The organism is Saccharopolyspora sp. 7B, assembly GCF_020177435.1.
Taxonomy (GTDB): domain Bacteria; phylum Actinomycetota; class Actinomycetes; order Mycobacteriales; family Pseudonocardiaceae; genus Saccharopolyspora_C; species Saccharopolyspora_C gregorii.
This window is the reverse complement of the sequence record NZ_JAIUKC010000033.1, coordinates 12,781-29,214: the sequence shown is the minus strand read 5'-3', so window position 1 is coordinate 29,214 and position 16,434 is coordinate 12,781. Positions and strand designations below refer to the sequence as shown.

The window sequence follows — 16,434 nt, the reverse complement described above, 5'->3', positions numbered from 1 at the left end:
CCGGCAACCCCCACCAAATTACAACCTCCCCCCGCGCGTCTCGGTTACCCCCCCCCCCCCCCCCCCCGCGGGGGGGGGGGCCCCCCGTTCCGCGTTCCGGGCTACCTGCGCCGGTACGTCGAGAGGGTGATGGAGGCGGTGACCGGGAACGGGGTCGGGAGCTCGGCGATGCGGGCCGGGAGGGTGTCGGCGGTGTGCCAGGCGTTGGGTCCCATGCCGACGAGGGTGGCGAGCTCGGCCGGGCCCAGGTGCAGCGGGAACTCGCGGGTGGTGGTGGCGATCGGGTCGAAGTGCCCCGCGAGCTGCTCGGCGAGCCGCTGCGGTTTCCGCTCGTCCACGCTGAGCAGGCCCAGCACCGAGACGAGTTCGCCCAGGTGACCGGAGTTCGGGGTGACCACCAGCAGGTGCCCGCCGGGGCGCAGCACGCGGTGCGTCTCGGCGGGGTTGCGCGGGGCGAACGCGTTGAGCACCGAGCCGACGGCGGCGTCGCGCAGCGGCAGTCCCTGCCAGGCGTCGGCGAGTACCGCGGACGCGCGCGGGTGCGCCTTCGCGGCGCGGCGGGAGGCGAACTTGGAGACGTCCAGCGCCACGCCGACCTCGCCGGGGACCCGGTCCAGCACCCGCGCCAGGTAGTGCCCGGTGCCCGCGCCCAGGTCCAGCAGCGGTCCACCGGTGTGGACTTCGGCCGCCGCGTCGGCCAGGGCCGTGGAGATCGGGTCGTAGTGGCCCGCGGCGAGGAAGTCGGCGCGGGCCGCGATCATCGGGGCGGTGTCGCCCGGCGCGGGGGCGCCCCGGCCGCCCAGCAGGCTCACGTAGCCCTGCTTGGCCAGGTCGAAGGAGTGGTTCGCGGCGCAGCGCAGCGCAGCACCATCCGGTTCCAGGCCCGCCCCGCAGTGCGGGCACGCCAACAGGCGCGCGACTTCGTCCAGCACTCGTTTCCCGCCTCCCCGACGCGGAATTCTAGGCGGCGCGCCGGGGCGCGATGACCGGGCCGCTCCCCCGCCGGCCGGCGCTCGGGTGCCGGGCCGCCGCGGTCCGGGGGCGGAGTAGGTTCCTCGGGACCGGGGAGGTGGGTGGGATGGGCGACGGCCTGCGTTGCGTCCGGCTCGACGACGGGTTCAGCTGCTACGTGCCGGAGAACTCGTCCGGCAGCACCGACGAGATCGGCTTCATCCACGCCGAGATCTTCCGCGACGAGTGCTACCTGCGCGGAGGCGTGGCGCTGCCCGCCGACGCGGTGGTCGTCGACGTCGGTGCCAACGTCGGGCTGTTCAGCCTGTTCGTGAAGCGGCGGTGCCCCGCCGCCCGGATCCTCGCGCTGGAGCCGATGCCGGAGACGTTCCGCGCGCTGCGGGCGAACCTCGCGGGCGTCGACGGGGTGCGGGCGGTGCGGCAGGCCGTGGGCGCCGGTGCCGAGGACGCGGTCGCGTTCACCTACTTCCCGGACCTGCCGGGCAATTCGACCCGCTACCCGGGTACCAAGGAGCTCGCCCGGCAGCACCCCACCGCGGGTGCCCTGCTGGCGGACGCCCGCGAGGTGGTGCTGCCGGTCCGGCGGCTGTCCGAGGTGCTCGCCGAAGCCGGCCTGCCGGAGCGCATCGACCTGCTCAAGATCGACGTGGAGGGTGCCGAGGCCGACGTGCTCGCGGGGATCGACGACCGGGACTGGCCGCGGGTGCGGCAGGTCGTCGCCGAGGTGCAGGGGCATCGCGGCGAGGCCGAAGCCGTGCTGGAACTGCTGCGGGGCAAGGGTTTCAGCGCGGACGCGGGCGCCACCGAGGACGAGCTCGACGACCTCGGCACCCGCCTGATCACCGCCCGGCGACCGCCGTGCGCGTAGTCCTGACCTGCCTGCCGTTCCGCTCGCACCTGGTGCCGCTGCTGGCGCCGTGCGCGCACGCGCTGCGCCGCGCCGGGCACCGGGTGGCGGTGGCCTGCGCCGCCGGGATGGCGGACGTCGTCGCCGAGTGCGGGCTGGAGCACCTGCCGCTGCCGCGGGTGCGGACCCTCGACGCGCTGCTGCGCGATCCGGCGGTGTCCGGCAGCCCCGGCATGCCCGAGCACGCCGAGGCCACCGGTTCCGACCGGACCACCGTCGAAGCCCGCCGGGCTCCCGGCCCGCTGACCAGGGCGTTCGCCGGTCCGCTCGCCGGGGTGCTCGCCGACGACCTGATCGGGGCCGCGGCCCGCTGGCAACCGGACCTGGTCGTGCGGGAGTGCAACGAGTTCGGCGGCTACCTCGCGGCGGAACGGCTCGGGCTGCCGCACGCCGTGCTCGACATCGCCCCGCACAGCGCGCTGAACCTGCCGTTCGTGCGCGGTGCCGTCGACGAGCAGCGGGTGCGGCTCGGCCTGGACCCGGTGGACGACGTGCGGCACTCGTACCGGACGCTGGTCGCCGGGGTCGTCCCGCAGGAGTGGTACCCCCCGGAACTGCGCACCGCTCGCACCTACCGGCCGGTGCCCGTGGCGGGCGCCGACCGGCTGCCCGCCGAGTTCGCCGACCTGCCCGGGGACCGGCCGCTGGTGCTGGCCGGGTTCGGCACGCTGGCGCCGGTGCTGATCCCGGAACTCGCGGCCGTGCAAGGGCTGCTGGTCGAGGCGCTGGGCCGGGTGCGCTGCACGGCGGTCGTGGCGCTCGGCAGCGACCCGCGGGAGTGGCGCGGGCCGCGGCCGGGCAACGTGCGGCTCGTCGAGCGCACCCCGCAGCGGGCGCTGCTGCACCGCGCGGACCTGTTCGTCTCGCACGGCGGGTTCGGCGGCGTGTTCGAGTCGCTGCTGACGGGGACCCCGGTGGTGGCGCTGCCGCTGTTCTCCGACCAGCCGGACAACGCGCGCCGCACCGCCGAACTGGGGCTCGGCGCCGAAGTGGACCTCGGGACGACGAGCCCGGCGGCGCTGGCGCGGGTGTGCGCCGAGGTGCTGGGCGACCGCGCGGTGCGGGACCGGGTGGAGCGGATGTCCCGGTCGCTGCGCGCGGCCCCGGACCTCGACGCGCTCGCCGCGGACCTCGTCGCCCACGCTCGCTGACCGGCGGGGCCCGCATTCGGCCGCGGCCACGTGGGCACCCCGAGTGGGAGGAGGGAGCGCGATGGGTTCCTGGTTCTGGGCGCCGGAGTACGCGCAGGCGCGGGAGGTGTGCACCCGACTGGTCGGCCTGGCGTACCTGCTGGGCTTCGCGGCTGCGGTGCACCAGTTCCGCCCGCTGGCCGGGGAGCACGGGCTCACCCCGGCACCGCGGTTCCTGCGCGCGGTGGGGTTCCGGCGCAGCCCGAGCCTGTTCCACCTGCACTACTCGGACCGCGCGTTCGGCGCGGTCGCCTGGACCGGGGTGCTGCTGGGCCTGGCGGCGGTGCTCGGCGTGGTGGCGGCGCTGCCGCTGTGGGCGTGGATGCTGGTGTGGCTGGTGCTGTGGGCGCTGTACCTGTCGATCGTGAACATCGGTCAGGTCTGGTACGGCTTCGGCTGGGAGTCGCTGCTGCTCGAAGCGGGCTTCCTGGTGATCTTCCTGGGCCCGGCGCACACCGCTCCCCCGGCGCCGGTGCTGTGGCTGCTGTGCTGGCTGCTGTTCCGCGTGGAGTTCGGCGCCGGGCTGATCAAGCTGCGCGGCGACTCCTGTTGGCGCGACCTGACGGCGCTGCACCACCACCACGAGACGCAGCCGATGCCGGGTCCGCTCAGCCGGTTCTTCCACCGGCTCCCCGGGCCGCTGCACGAGGCCGAAGTGCTGGCGAACCACGGGACGCAGCTGGTGGTGCCGTTCGCGCTGTTCGCGCCGCAGCCGATCGCGGACGTGGCGGCGGTGCTCGTCGTGCTCACCCAGTGCTGGCTGCTGCTGAGCGGCAACTTCGCCTGGCTGAACCTGGTCACGATCGCGCTGGCGTGCTCGGCGATGGACGACCGGCTGCTGCGGTTCCCCGCCCCGGAGATGCGGGATTCCCCGCTGTGGCACCAAGTCCTCGTGCTCGCGCTGGCGGCGGGGATGCTGGTGATCGCCCGCCACCCGGTGCGCAACATGCTCGGCCGCCACCAGGTGATGAACCGCAGCTTCAACCGGCTGCACCTGGGCGGCACGTACGGCGCGTTCGGTTCGGTGACTCGCACCCGCTACGAGGTCGTCGTCGAGGGAACTCCCGACCGCAGCGGGGGATCCGGCTGGCGCGAGTACGAGTTCCCCGGCAAACCGGGAGATCCGCGCCGCCGCCCGCCGCAGGTGGCGCCGTACCACCTGCGGCTGGGCTGGCTGCTCTGGTTCGTGGCGATCTCGCCGGGCTACGGCCGCGGCTGGATGCCCGCCCTGCTGCGCGGATTGCTGCGCGGCGACCGCGGGATCCGCCGCCTGCTGCGGCACGACCCGTTCCCGGACGAGCCGCCGGTGCTGGTCCGCGCGCGGCTGTACCGCTACCGCTTCGCGGACCGCGCCGAGCGCCGGGCGGGCCGCTGGTGGTCCCGCGAACCGGCGGGCGACCTGCTCCCGCCGATGTCGGCCGCGGACCTGCCCGGCTGACCGGTCACCAGGTGGGGCGCAGCGGCATGCCGGCGGCTCCGTCGTCGAGGCGGACGGCGAGCATCTGGTGCAGCTGGATGTTGTTCAGCTCGAAGCCCAGCCGCGAACCCGCCATGTACAGCCGCCAGATCCGCGCCCGCGCCGGACCGACCTCCCGCACCGCCTCGTCCCAGTGCGCCTCCAGGTTCGCGCACCAGTCCCGCAGCGTGAGCGCGTAGTGCTCGCGCAGGTTCTCGGTGTGCCGGACCTCGAACCCGTTGTCGTGCATCGCCGACATGAGCGTCCCGGGGCCTTCCAGCTCGCCGTCGGGGAACACGTAGCGGCCGATGAACTTGCCGGGCTTGGAGGCCCGGGTGCCGTCGGGCCGGGTGATGGAGTGGTTGAGGAACCGGCCGCCGGGCCGCAGCTTCGCGCGCATCGCGGAGAAGTAGGCGGGCAACTGCGCGAGTCCGATGTGCTCGGTCATGCCGATGGAGCTGATCGCGTCGAAGTCGGTCTCCGGCACGTCGCGGTAGTCCAGGTGCCGCACCTCGGCGAGGTCGGCGAGGCCGCGGTCCACGATGGCCTTCTGCGCCCACTGCGCCTGCTGCCGGGAGAGGGTGACGCCGATGGCCCGCACCCCGTAGTGCTCGGCCGCGTGCATCACCATGCCGCCCCAGCCGCAGCCGACGTCGAGCAGCCGCATGCCCTCCTGCAGCCCGAGCTTGCGCGCCACCAGGTCGTGCTTGCCGAACTGCGCCTGCTCCAGGGTGGCGTCGGCGTCCGGGTACACCGCGCAGGTGTAGGCCATCGACGGGCCCAGCACCCACTCGTAGAACCGGTTCGACACGTCGTAGTGGTAGGACACGGACTTGCTGTCCCGCAGCTTCGAGTGCCGCAGGCCGCCGCGCGGCCGGTACTCCTCCGGCGGCGGGCCGACCGGCCACCAGAACCGCTGCGCGCCGAGCCGGACCGCCAGGTCGAGCTTGGTGCGGGCGGGAACTTCCGCGATGGCGATCGACGGGAACCGGGACAGCGCCTCGTGCATGTCGCCGTGCACCTCCAGCGCCCCGGTGACGTAGGCCCTCGCGAGCCCCAGCTCGTCCGGGGAGGCCGCCAGGTGCGACAACGCCAGCGGAGAGCGGATCTCCACCGCGACGTCGGCTCCGGCCCGTCCCGCGCGGCTCCCGTCGTAGGCGCGGAACTCGACGTCGAGCCCGTCGCCCAGGATGCGCGGGAACACCTCTGCCCAACCCATGTTCGGTTCTCCTCCCTGCTGGCCCTACCGCTTGCCGACGCACTTCTCGTACAGGCCGGGAAGGCGGTCGTCCGGGTCGTAGCGCCGCTTCAACTTCTCGTAGGCGGGACGGTTGTAGAGCCGCCAGAACTCCTCCGGCTCGTAGAACGAGTCGGAGTACAGCGACTTGTGCCCGTCCAGTTCGCCGACCACGTCTTCGATGGCGCGGTTGTAGTAGCCCGGGGCGTCGCCCGGTTTGGTGTCCACTGCGGACCAGAAGCCCACGTTGACGTAGAGCTCCGCCGGATCCATCGGGTACAGCGACCAGCCCTGCGGGTCGCGCAGCCGGACCGGGCACAGCCAGACCGGTTCGATGCCGATCTCGCGGTGGAAGAACTCCAGGAACTCGGGCAGCCGGCGCACCGGGATCTCCACGTCCTGGATCACCGGTTCGCTGCCCGCGGCGCCGCGGGCGCGGGCGAGCCGGTCGGAGAACCCGGCGCGGCGGTCCCAGGCCACGATGCGCCGGTACACGTCGGAGCGGCGGTACTTGCGCGGCCACAGCGCGCGGACCGCGGGTCGCTGCACGCCGAACGCGCGGGAGCACCAGAACCAGTCGGTGTCCCAGCGCCACAGGTAGTCGTGGGTCGTCAGGTGGTCGGTCTGCTGCTCGCGCAGCGACCGGTAGTAGATGCGCCGGCCGGTGTAGTCGCTGGTGCCGGGCGCTTCGTCCACGTAGGTGCCGACGGTGAGGTACTGCTCGTCGGCGGCGAACACGGTGCCGTCGACGAAGTCGACGCGGTGGCCTTCGAACTCGCCGTCGCGGCAGATCTCCTCGATGGCGGCGGTGCACTCCTCGGCGGTGGAGAACCGGATGTGCCGCAGCCGCACGTAGGGCCGGGTGCGTTCGACCTCCACTTCGAGGCGCAGCGCGTAGCCGAGGGTGCCGTAGGAGTTCGGGAAGCCGCGGTAGAGGGCGGCGTGCTCGTTGTCCGGCCGAGCCACCACGACCTCGCCGGAGCCGGTGAGAATCTCCATCTCGCGCACCGATTCGTGCGGCAGGCCGCTGCGGAACGAGCTGGCCTCGATGCCGAGCCCGGCGACCGCGCCGCCGAGGGTGATCGTCTTGAGCTGCGGGATGACCAGCGGCATCCGCCCGGTGGGCAGGTGCGCGGCGACGACGGTCTCGTAGGTGGCCATGCCCTGCACCTGCGCGGTGCCCGCGTCGGGGTCGACGGACAGGACGCGGTTCAGCCTGCCCACGTCGAGGCCGGTGGTGCTGCTGGGGGCGCGGAACCGGAACAGGTTGCTGGTGGGCTTCGCGAGCCGCACCTGCTGTCCGGGCGGGATCTTCGCGTACTGGTCGACCAAGGCGGCGACCTCGTCGGAGTGGTTCGCTGACACGGCTCCCGAGGTACCCGGATCGACTCCCATGGCTTCGACCCTATTGCTCCGGCGGGGACCCGGCATCCCACTTCTGCCAGCTCGTCGGCCTGCGAGCACCGGCACGTCCGGACAAATCGCCCATTTCCCGATCGGCCGGCCTGCGGCGGGCGGAACCCGATTCAGTTGCGTCACGCAACCGATTTCGCAGGTCACCCGACCAGGCGAGACCCGGCACCCCCGGCCCGCGGTAGTCGCCCGACCAGGCCCGTTGCGCCGATCGAGCGATCTCGATCACACCGGTCGCCGCGGCCGCCCGAACGGCCCAGCCCGTGCCCACCCGGCCACCGAGCGTGCGCCGGGCGGCGGACCCGCGCGGACGGGCCGCCCGCGGCGGGGTCAGCGGGCGCGGCGCAAGGCGTAGGCGCGCAGGCCGCGGAAGCTCTGCACCTTCGTCGGGCCGATCGACGTCAGCGAGTACGCCGGGTGCGCCCGCAGCGAGGTCGCCAGCTCCCGGTCCACCAGCGCCGACGCCGGCCGCGCCACCGAGGTGAGCCTGCTGGCGATGTTCACCGTGGACCCGTAGACGTCGCCGAACCGCGCCAGCACCGGGCCCTGCGCCAAGCCGATCCGCAGCGGCGGCAGCTTGCCGGAACCGGGAATCCGCTCGTTCAGCGTCAACGCGATCTCGGCGGCGTCGGCCGCGGTGTCGGTGACGAACAGGACCTCGTCGCCGACGGTCTTCACGATGCGGCCGCGGTTCTCCGCGACCACCGCCGTCGCGGTCTCCTCGAACTCGTCGATGAGCCTGCCCAGCTCGACCTCGCTGAAGTCGCGGATCAGGCGGGTGTAGCCGACCAGGTCGGCGAAGCCGATCACCTGGAGCCGCTCGTCGCCGTCCCCGACCTGCTCGGTCAGCTCGCGCGCCGCGGTCGCCGCGAGGTGCCTGCGCCACACGTAGCCCTGCAGGTCCTCCATCACCGGGGTGATCGCCTCGGCGAACTGCGCGGTCACGTCCAGGTCCTCGGCGAAGCGGTCGCCGAGCACCGAGCGGAAGATCGCCACCTGCCACTCGGCGAGCCGCGACATGGTCTGCGCCAGGGTGCGGGCGACCGCCGTCTCCAACTCCGCGGTGATCACGTCGGCGGAGACGAGCTGCACGAGCATGCGCACCGCCCGCACGTCCGCGTCGGTGAACACCACCTCGTGGTCCTCGACGTGGGCGAAGCCCATCGCCTGCCACAACCGCTCCGCGCGGGCGAGCTCCACGCCTGCCGCCTCGGCGACGGCCGCCTTGGTGTACTTCGGTTCGCCGCCTAGCAGCGCCTTCTCGACCTCGTGGCCCAGCGGGGATTCCGCTTGGCCGCGAGGCCCGTCCTCATCGCGAGGTCCGGACAACGAGCACATCACAATCCGCCCGGCGGGAGACCTCGGAAGGCACCGAGCCGAGCAATCGGCCTTTGAGCGTGTTCAAACCCCTGCTGCCCACCACGAGCAGATCCGCCGACACCTTGCCCGCGACCTCCACCAGCGACGTCACCGGCGCGCCCACGACCGCGACCGTCTCCACCTCGGTGGCGCCGGTCTGCGCGGCCAGGTCGGCGGCCTCCAGCAGCGTCTGCTCCGCCGGGGCCGAGCCGATCACCTGGAACGCCTCGCCGCCCAGCTCGTCCTGGGCCTGCTCGACCTCGCGCTCGCTGCTCGGGTAGTAAGCGCACACGATGACCAGTGTGGCCGACGTGTCGGCGGCCACCGCCGCCGCCTTCGTCACCGCTCGCAACGAGGGCGTCGACCCATCCGTTCCGACGACGACACTCCGGTAGCTGGACATCAGCCGATCACCCTCCATCGCGTGACGCGCGCGGCGCGCGGACGTGAACACTAACGACCGGGCGGCACGCGCGTCACGCCGTTCGGGCAAGACTTCCCCAGGAGCACGCGCGCGCTCGCGCGAACGCGTCGAATCGTGATCTCGATCGATCATCGTGTGGGTCGACAACGGGCGGCCCGGAACGTCGTCGCGCCCCACAACCACCCGGGTGGTGCGGGGCGCGTACGTTTCCCGCCAACTTCGAAGATGATCAGGAGGACGCGATGGCGGAACCTGGGCTCAGCCCCGGCAAGGGGATCCTGCGGCGCAAACCCATCGACGCGATCAGCGAGGACGACGGCGAGTCCGGCGGGCTCCAGCGCACCCTCGGGTTGTGGCAGCTGACCGCGATCGGCGTCGGCGGCATCATCGGCGCGGGCATCTTCTCGCTCGCCGGGGCCGTCGCCCACGGCAAGGCCGGTCCCGCGGTGCTGGTCTCGTTCCTCATCGCGGGGATCGCCAGCGCCGCGGCGGCGTTCTCCTACGCCGAGTTCGCGGGGATGATCCCGAAAGCCGGTTCGGCCTACACCTACGGCTACGCGGTGCTCGGCGAGATCGTCGGCTGGCTCATCGGCTGGGACCTGCTGCTGGAGTACACCGCGATCGTGTCCGTGGTGGCCATCGGCATCTCCGGGTACTTCACCGAGCTGCTCGGGTTCCTGCACGTCGAGCTGCCGCTGTGGATGGTCGGCGCCCCGGGCACCGAGGGCGGGGACGCGCCACCCGGCAGCTACAAGATCAACCTGTTCGCGGTGCTGCTGTGCCTGCTCATCGCGTTCGTGCTCAACCAGGGCATGAAGAACGCCGCCCGGTTCGAGACCGCGCTGGTCTACCTCAAGGTCGGCGTCGTGCTGCTCGTCGTCATCGTCGGCGTGTTCCACATCAACGCGGGCAACTACACGCCGTTCTTCCCGTTCGGCATCGGCGGTGCCATCACCGGCGCGGCGACCGTGTTCTTCGCGGTGTTCGGCTACGACGCGATGTCCACCGCGGCGGAGGAGTCCAAGGACTCGCAGAAGCACATGCCGAAGGCGATCCTGTACTCGCTGATCATCTCGATGGTGCTGTACGTGCTGGCCTGCCTGGTGCTGACCGGCATGATCCCGTACCAGGAGATCAGCGAGGAAAGCGCGTTCGCCACCGCGTTCGCCGACGTGGGCCTGCCCGTGGTCGGTGCGATCATCGCCGTCGGCGCCATCCTCGGCATCCTCACCGTGCTGTTCACCTTCATGCTCGGCGCCACCCGCGTCGGGTTCGCCATGTCCCGCGACGGGCTGCTGCCGAAGTGGTTCTCCCGCACCCACCCGGTGCGGAAGGTGCCGTCCCGGTTCACCTGGCTCATCGGCATCGTCTCCGCCGTGTTCGCCGGGCTGCTGCCCATCGAGGAGGCCGCGGAGCTGACCAACATCGGCATCCTGCTGGCGTTCGTCGTGGTCTGCGCCGCGGTGATCGTGCTGCGCTACAAGCGGCCCGAGCTGCCGCGCGGGTTCCGCACGCCCGGCATGCCGGTGGTGCCGCTGATCGGCATCGTGTTCTCGCTGTGGCTGGTGACGTTCCTGGCGCCGGAGACGTGGCTGCGGTTCGGCGTCTGGTTCGCGATCGGGCTGGTGGTATATGCGGCGTACGGCTACCGCCACTCGAAGATGAACCAGCCTTCCGACGACTGACGGACGGTCTCCCCGCTTCTGCTGCGTCGTGGTGGGGTGGCGGAACCTCAGCGTCCTCCTCGCTGCGGGCTCGTTTTCACCGGTGGCTCCGCCACTGGCGAAAACGCTGTCCTCGCGAGGAGGACGCTGAGAACCCGCGGGTGGTCCGGTTGCGTGCTGGGTCGCCGCTCAGCGGCTTCGCCTCTGACAGGACAAAGCCACGAACCGCCGGGGAGGTTCGACGGTCGGCCGTCATCCCGGCCTCCGGTGGGTGGTGAGTCGACGATCACCTGATCGGCCCCGGGTGCGGTGCAGTGCGTCACAGCGCGCCCGGGGGCCCGAGATCTAGGGTTGCCGGTGCCGTCGAGCTCGGCGGCACCGGTGCGGACCGGCCGAAGCAGCCGAGAGCCGGCCGGTCCTCAACGTCGAGGGGTGTGCGCCGTGACGCGAGTCCGCGAACTGAGCCCGTACGTCGAACTGCACCGCAAGCAGTGGCGGGAGCTCAGCGACTCGCTGCCGCTGCCCCTCACCCACTCCGAGCTGGAGGCGCTGCGCGGCCTCGGCGAACCCGTCGACCTCGACGAGGTCGCCGACGTCTACCTGCCGCTGTCCCGCCTGATCAACCTGCAGGTCGCCGCGCGGCAGCGGCTGCACGACAGCACCACCACGTTCCTCGGCGAGACCGCGCCGAAGGTGCCGTTCGTGATCGGCCTCGCCGGCAGCGTCGCCGTCGGCAAGTCCACCACCGCGCGCATCCTGCGGGCGCTGCTGGCGCGCTGGCCCGACCACCCGCAGGTCGACCTGGTCACCACCGACGGGTTCCTGCACTCCAAGGCCGAACTGGTCCGGCGCGGCATCATGCACCGCAAGGGCTTCCCGGAGAGCTACGACCGGCGGGCGCTGCTGCGCTTCGTCACCGAGGTCAAGTCCGGGGCCGAGTCGGTGACCGCGCCGGTGTACTCGCACCTCGCCTACGACATCCTGCCCGGGCACGAGCAGGTGGTGCGGCAGCCGGACATCCTCATCGTGGAAGGGCTCAACGTCCTGCAGCCCGGGCCGAGCCTCGCCGTGTCCGACCTGTTCGACTTCTCCATCTACGTGGACGCGCACACCGACCACATCGAGCGCTGGTACACCGACCGGTTCCTGGCGCTGCGCGGCACCGCGTTCGCCGACCCCGAGTCGCACTTCCACCACTTCGCCGGCCTCTCCGACGAGGACGCGCGGGCCGAGGCGCACCACCTGTGGCACACCATCAACCGGCCCAACCTGGTGGACAACATCCTGCCGACCCGGCCGCGCGCCACCCTGGTGCTGCGCAAGGACGGCGACCACGCCATCAACCGGGTGCGGCTGCGCAAGCTCTGATCAACGGCCCTGCCTGCGGTGCAGGAGCAGGTGCAGCTGCGTCGTCAGGCGTTCGGCGGGGTCCGCGAGGTCGATGCCGGTGATCTCGCCCGCGCGGCGGATGCGGTGCCGCAGCGTGTTCGGGTGCACGTGCAGCGCGGCGCTCGCGGACCGCACGTCGCCGAAGTGCTCCAGGTACGCCAGCACCGACCGCGCCAGCGCCCCCGAGTGCTCGGCGTCGTGGGCGAACAGCGCGTCCAGCCGCGGGTCGCGGAACCGCTCGTTGCCGCCGAGCACCGTCAGCAGCTCGCTGAGCACCACGCGGGAGCGCACGTCGGCGATGGTGGCGATCGGCGCGTCCAGGTCGTGGCCCATCGCGTCCAGCACCCGGTCCGCCTCGGCGCGCGAGTGCGGCACCTCGTCCAGCCCGGCCACCACCGAACCCACCCCGGCCTGCACCGCGGCCCGCAGCTGCTGCCCGGCGGCGGCCGCGATCTCCCTGGTCATGCCGAGCACCCCGGGCAGCGCGTGCACCGGCAGGTCCGGCAGCAGCACGTACACCCGCGAGCCGAGCGTCGTCACCAGCGCGCTGCGCCGGTAGGCGGCGGCGTGCACCGAGATCAACCCGGTCATCTCGGCGCGCTCCAGCTCCAGCTCCGGCCGGTTCGACACCCCGGCCCGGCCGCGCAGCGCGAACACCACGACCACCGCGGGCCGGGACGCGTCGGCGCCGATGTTGCCCGCGACGCTGGCCGCGTCGACCTTGCCGTCGAGCAGCCCGATCAGCAGGTTCTCCCGCAGCCGGGGGGCGGCGCTGGCCTCGGCGCGCTGCCGGATCAGCTGCACGGCAGCGACCCGAGCTGCGCCGAGCAGCGCGCGCTGCGACCGCTCCTCCAGCGGACGGGACCCCTCCTGCACCCAGATGGTGCCCAGCGGCTGCGCGCCCGCGTGGATGCCGACCGCCATCCGGCGCCGGATGCCCAGATCGGGGCGTTCGTCGACGCCCACGACCTCCTCGCCGGAACGCAGCCGCTCGTACACGCCCCACTCACGCAGCATCGCCAGGTACGGCTCCGGGCCGCGGCGGCCCAGGATGGACAGCCTGCGCAGCTCGTCCACCTCGTCGTCGGAGCGGGAGTAGGCGAGGACCCGGCTGGCGGTGTCCTCGATGCTGACGCTGCCGCCGGTCATGGCCGCGACGGTCTGGGCGAGCGCGAACAGGTCTCCCGGCGCCTCCCCCGCGTCCGCTTCGACGGTGAGCCGCGCGTTGTCCACGACGGTGCGCACCAGCGACTCCAGCTGCTCCCAGCGCACCTCCGGCCACACCCCGAACAGGGCGATGCCGGCGTCCAGCGCGGCGTCCCGGAGCACCGCCGCGTCCTGCTCGGCCTGGGTCTTCACCGCCACCGCGGCGGCCCCGTCCCGCGCGGCGGACCGGACCTGGCGCAGCGCGGAGCGGCCGCGGGCGCCGATCACCAGCACCAGGTCGCCGGGGTTGGCCGCCGCGTCCTCGTCGGGTTCGGCGATCACCACGTCCCGCACGTCCACGTCCAGGCCGGCCGGGGCGGCGAGCAGGTCGATCAGCGGTTCGCCGACGGCGACGAGCAGCTGCCGCAGCGGCGCTCCGGGCGCGGCCGGGCCACGCGGGTCCTCGTCCAACCGAACAACACGCTCCCCTCAACGATGGCCGATCGTACAGCCGCAGCGGCCCGTCCCGCTCCTACTGTTCTGGGTATTCCAGAACCCCAGCCGACCCGCGAGGAGGCGACAGGCATGGACGCCATCACCACCGTCCCAGCCCCGAGCAACGAACCGGTCAAGTCCTACGCCCCCGGCTCCGCCGAGCGGGAATCGCTGCACAAGCGCATCGCCGAGCTCGAATCCGAGCGCCTCGACCTCACGTCCACCATCGACGGCGTGCAGCGGATGGCGGGCGGCGACCGCTTCGACGTGGTGCAGCCGCACGACCACGCGCACGTGCTCGGCACCTCCGCGCAGGCCACCCGCGAGGACGTCGCCGACGCGGTGCGCGCCGCCAAGAACGCCGCCCCCGGCTGGGCCGCCACCCCGTTCGACGAGCGCGCCGCGGTGCTGCTGCGCGCCGCCGACCTGCTCGCCGGGCCGTGGCGGGACACCATCAACGGCGCCACCGTGCTCGGGCAGTCCAAGTCGGTGCAGCAGGCCGAGATCGACGCGGCCTGCGAGTTCATCGACTTCCTGCGGTTCAACGTGCACTACGCGCGCCGCATCCTCGCCGAGCAGCCCACCTCGGTGCCGAACGAGTGGAACCGGATGGAGTACCGGCCGCTGGACGGTTTCGTCACCGCCATCACCCCGTTCAACTTCACCGCCATCGCCGGGAACCTGCCCACCGCGCCCGCGCTGATGGGCAACACCGTGGTGTGGAAGCCGACGCCGTCGCAGCAGTTCGCCGCGCACTTCACCATGCGGATGTTCGAGGCCGCCGGGCTGCCCCCGGGCGTGATCAACCTGGTCACCGGGGACGGGCAGGCCGTCAGCGAGGTCGCGCTGGCCGACCCGGACTTCGCGGGCCTGCACTTCACCGGCTCGACCGGCACGTTCAAGAAGCTGTGGCGCACCGTCGCCGAGAACCTCGACTCCTACCGCAGCTACCCGCGGATCGTCGGCGAGACCGGCGGCAAGGACTTCATCGTGGTGCACCCGTCGGCGGACCCGGCCCCGCTGGCCACCGCGTTCGCCCGCGGCGCCTTCGAGTACCAGGGGCAGAAGTGCTCGGCGGCGTCCCGCGCCTACGTGCCGCGCTCGATCTGGGAGGGCGGGCTGCGCGACGAGCTGGCGGAGCTGACCCGGACGATCAGCTTCGGCGACGTCACCGACTTCGGCCACTTCGGCGGCGCGGTCATCGACGCGCGGGCGTTCGCGAAGCACAAGACCGCGCTGGAGCGGGCCCGCACCACCTCCTCGATCGAGGTGCTGGCCGGTGGCGGCTGCGACGACTCGGTCGGCTACTTCGTCGAGCCGACGGTGCTGGTCTGCGACGACCCGGCCGACGAGGTGTTCACCACCGAGTACTTCGGGCCGATCATCGCGGTGCACGTCTACGACGACGCCCGCTACGCGGAGATCCTCGACGTGGTCGACGCGTCCAGCCCGTACGCGCTGACCGGCGCTGTGTTCGCCACCGACCGGTCCGCGATCGAGCTGGCGCACCGGAAGCTGCGGCAGGCGGCGGGGAACTTCTACGTCAACGACAAGCCCACCGGGTCCATCGTGTCCCGCCAGCCGTTCGGCGGGGGCCGTGCCTCCGGCACCAACGACAAGGCCGGGTCGATGTTCAACATCCAGCGCTGGACCAGCCCGCGCGCCATCAAGGAGACGTTCGTCGCGCCCACCGGGCTCGGCTACCCGCACATGGACTGATCCGATCCGCTTCGCACCTGAGGAGACCCGATGCTGCGCTCTGCTCTGCTGGCTGCGGCGCGTTCCACGAACGTGCGGCGGATCGTGGAATCCAACCCGCTGACCGGCCCGGTGGTGGACCGGTACGTGGCCGGGACGACCGCGCTGGACGCGGTCGCGGCCACCCGCGCGCTCGCGGCGCGCGGCATGCGCACCACGCTGGACCACCTCGGCGAGGACACCCTCGACGCCGGGCGGGCCGCGGACACCGTGAACGCCTACCGGGCGGTGCTCGGTTCGCTCGGCGACGCGGGCCTGGCCGACCGGGCCGAGGTGTCGGTGAAGCTCTCCGCCGTCGGGCAGTCGCTGCCGGTGGACGGGGAGAAGATCGCGCTGGACAACGCGCGGCTGATCTGCGAGGCCGCCGCGGCGGCGGGCACCACGGTCACCCTCGACATGGAGGACCACACCACCACGGACTCCACGCTGGGCATCCTGCGGGACCTGCGGGTGGACTTCCCGTGGGTGGGCGCGGTGCTGCAGGCGTACCTGCGGCGCACCGAGCAGGACTGCCGGGACCTGGCCACCGCCGGTTCCCGGGTGCGGCTGTGCAAGGGCGCCTACGCCGAACCCGCCTCGGTCGCGTTCGCCGAACGGTCCGAAGTGGACAGGTCGTACGTGCGGTGCCTGCGGGTGCTGCTGGAAGGCGCGGGCTACCCGATGGTGGCCACGCACGACCCGCGGATGATCGAGATCGCGCTCGACCTGGCGGCGCGCGCCGGGCGGTCCGCGGAGGGCTTCGAGTTCCAGATGCTCTACGGGATCCGGCCCGACGAGCAGGAGCGGCTGGCCGCCGAAGGCCACCGGCTGCGGGTGTACGTGGCCTACGGCGACCAGTGGTACGGCTACTTCATGCGACGGCTGGCGGAGCGTCCGGCGAACCTGGCGTTCTTCGCCCGGTCGTTGCTCGGCCGCGGCTGATCCATGCTGTTCCACTCCTCTTGTGCAGCGCTGGGGTGGCGGAACCTCAGCGGCCCCCTCGCTGCGGGATCGTTTTCACAGGTGGCTCCGCCACATGAGAAAA

Annotated in this window: 13 protein-coding genes; 7 read left to right on the top strand and 6 right to left on the bottom strand. The window is 72.6% G+C overall.

All coding sequences use genetic code 11. The features are described 5' to 3' along the window. Window positions 1-101: 101 nt before the first annotated feature. On the bottom strand, window positions 102-932 hold the full coding sequence (locus tag LCD33_RS06960; RefSeq protein ID WP_224956209.1) for a putative RNA methyltransferase: 831 nt from the start codon (window positions 930-932) through the stop codon (window positions 102-104). A 146-nt stretch (window positions 933-1,078) separates the two neighbouring features. Between LCD33_RS06960 and LCD33_RS06955 the strand changes: the two genes are divergently transcribed. From LCD33_RS06955 to LCD33_RS06945, 3 genes are all read left to right on the top strand, one after another. Then, the gene (locus LCD33_RS06955; protein WP_224977634.1) at window positions 1,079-1,840 is read left to right on the top strand and encodes an FkbM family methyltransferase; all 762 of its coding nucleotides are present in this window, start codon (window positions 1,079-1,081) and stop codon (window positions 1,838-1,840) included. Then, on the top strand, window positions 1,831-3,030 hold the full coding sequence (locus LCD33_RS06950) for a glycosyltransferase (RefSeq protein WP_224967346.1): 1,200 nt from the start codon (window positions 1,831-1,833) through the stop codon (window positions 3,028-3,030). Before LCD33_RS06955 ends, LCD33_RS06950 begins: the two co-directional genes overlap by 10 nt. Window positions 3,031-3,091: 61 nt before the next feature. Then, a complete protein-coding gene (locus LCD33_RS06945) occupies window positions 3,092-4,507 on the top strand; it encodes a lipase maturation factor family protein (RefSeq protein WP_224956212.1) in 1,416 nt (471 codons plus the stop codon). Window positions 4,508-4,511: 4 nt separating this feature from the next. Here LCD33_RS06945 and LCD33_RS06940 read toward each other — a convergent pair whose 3' ends face one another. The 4 genes from LCD33_RS06940 to LCD33_RS06925 all read right to left on the bottom strand — a co-directional run bounded on the left by LCD33_RS06940 (window position 4,512) and on the right by LCD33_RS06925 (window position 8,937). Continuing rightward, complete coding sequence (locus LCD33_RS06940) at window positions 4,512-5,744, bottom strand: cyclopropane-fatty-acyl-phospholipid synthase family protein (protein ID WP_224956213.1); 1,233 nt, start codon at window positions 5,742-5,744, stop codon at window positions 4,512-4,514. A 24-nt stretch (window positions 5,745-5,768) separates the two neighbouring features. Further along, window positions 5,769-7,157, bottom strand: a complete 1,389-nt coding sequence (locus LCD33_RS06935; RefSeq protein ID WP_224956214.1) for an FAD-binding oxidoreductase — start codon at window positions 7,155-7,157, stop codon at window positions 5,769-5,771. Between the two features lie 348 nt (window positions 7,158-7,505). Next, window positions 7,506-8,513, bottom strand: coding sequence for an adenylate/guanylate cyclase domain-containing protein (locus LCD33_RS06930; RefSeq protein ID WP_374228428.1), 1,008 nt, complete (start codon window positions 8,511-8,513; stop codon window positions 7,506-7,508). Beyond that, window positions 8,485-8,937, bottom strand: a complete 453-nt coding sequence (locus LCD33_RS06925; protein WP_224956216.1) for a universal stress protein — start codon at window positions 8,935-8,937, stop codon at window positions 8,485-8,487. The genes LCD33_RS06930 and LCD33_RS06925 overlap by 29 nt, the downstream gene beginning before the upstream one ends. A 263-nt stretch (window positions 8,938-9,200) precedes the next feature. Between LCD33_RS06925 and LCD33_RS06920 the strand changes: the two genes are divergently transcribed. Both LCD33_RS06920 and coaA read left to right on the top strand, forming a co-directional pair. Further along, the gene (locus LCD33_RS06920; protein WP_224977633.1) at window positions 9,201-10,643 is read left to right on the top strand and encodes an amino acid permease; all 1,443 of its coding nucleotides are present in this window, start codon (window positions 9,201-9,203) and stop codon (window positions 10,641-10,643) included. Window positions 10,644-11,063: 420 nt separating this feature from the next. After that, window positions 11,064-11,990: a type I pantothenate kinase gene (gene coaA, locus LCD33_RS06915; RefSeq protein ID WP_224956218.1), complete on the top strand. Its 927-nt coding sequence runs from the start codon at window positions 11,064-11,066 to the stop codon at window positions 11,988-11,990. Here coaA and LCD33_RS06910 read toward each other — a convergent pair whose 3' ends face one another. Continuing rightward, window positions 11,991-13,628, bottom strand: a complete 1,638-nt coding sequence (locus LCD33_RS06910; protein ID WP_224956219.1) for a CdaR family transcriptional regulator — start codon at window positions 13,626-13,628, stop codon at window positions 11,991-11,993. A gap of 114 nt (window positions 13,629-13,742) precedes the next feature. Here LCD33_RS06910 and pruA point away from each other — a divergent pair, with 114 nt between their 5' ends. Both pruA and LCD33_RS06900 read left to right on the top strand, forming a co-directional pair. Then, window positions 13,743-15,371, top strand: a complete 1,629-nt coding sequence (gene pruA, locus LCD33_RS06905) for an L-glutamate gamma-semialdehyde dehydrogenase (RefSeq protein WP_224956220.1) — start codon at window positions 13,743-13,745, stop codon at window positions 15,369-15,371. A gap of 30 nt (window positions 15,372-15,401) precedes the next feature. Further along, on the top strand, window positions 15,402-16,331 hold the full coding sequence (locus LCD33_RS06900) for a proline dehydrogenase family protein (protein ID WP_224956221.1): 930 nt from the start codon (window positions 15,402-15,404) through the stop codon (window positions 16,329-16,331). The last annotated feature ends 103 nt before the right edge of the window (window positions 16,332-16,434 follow it).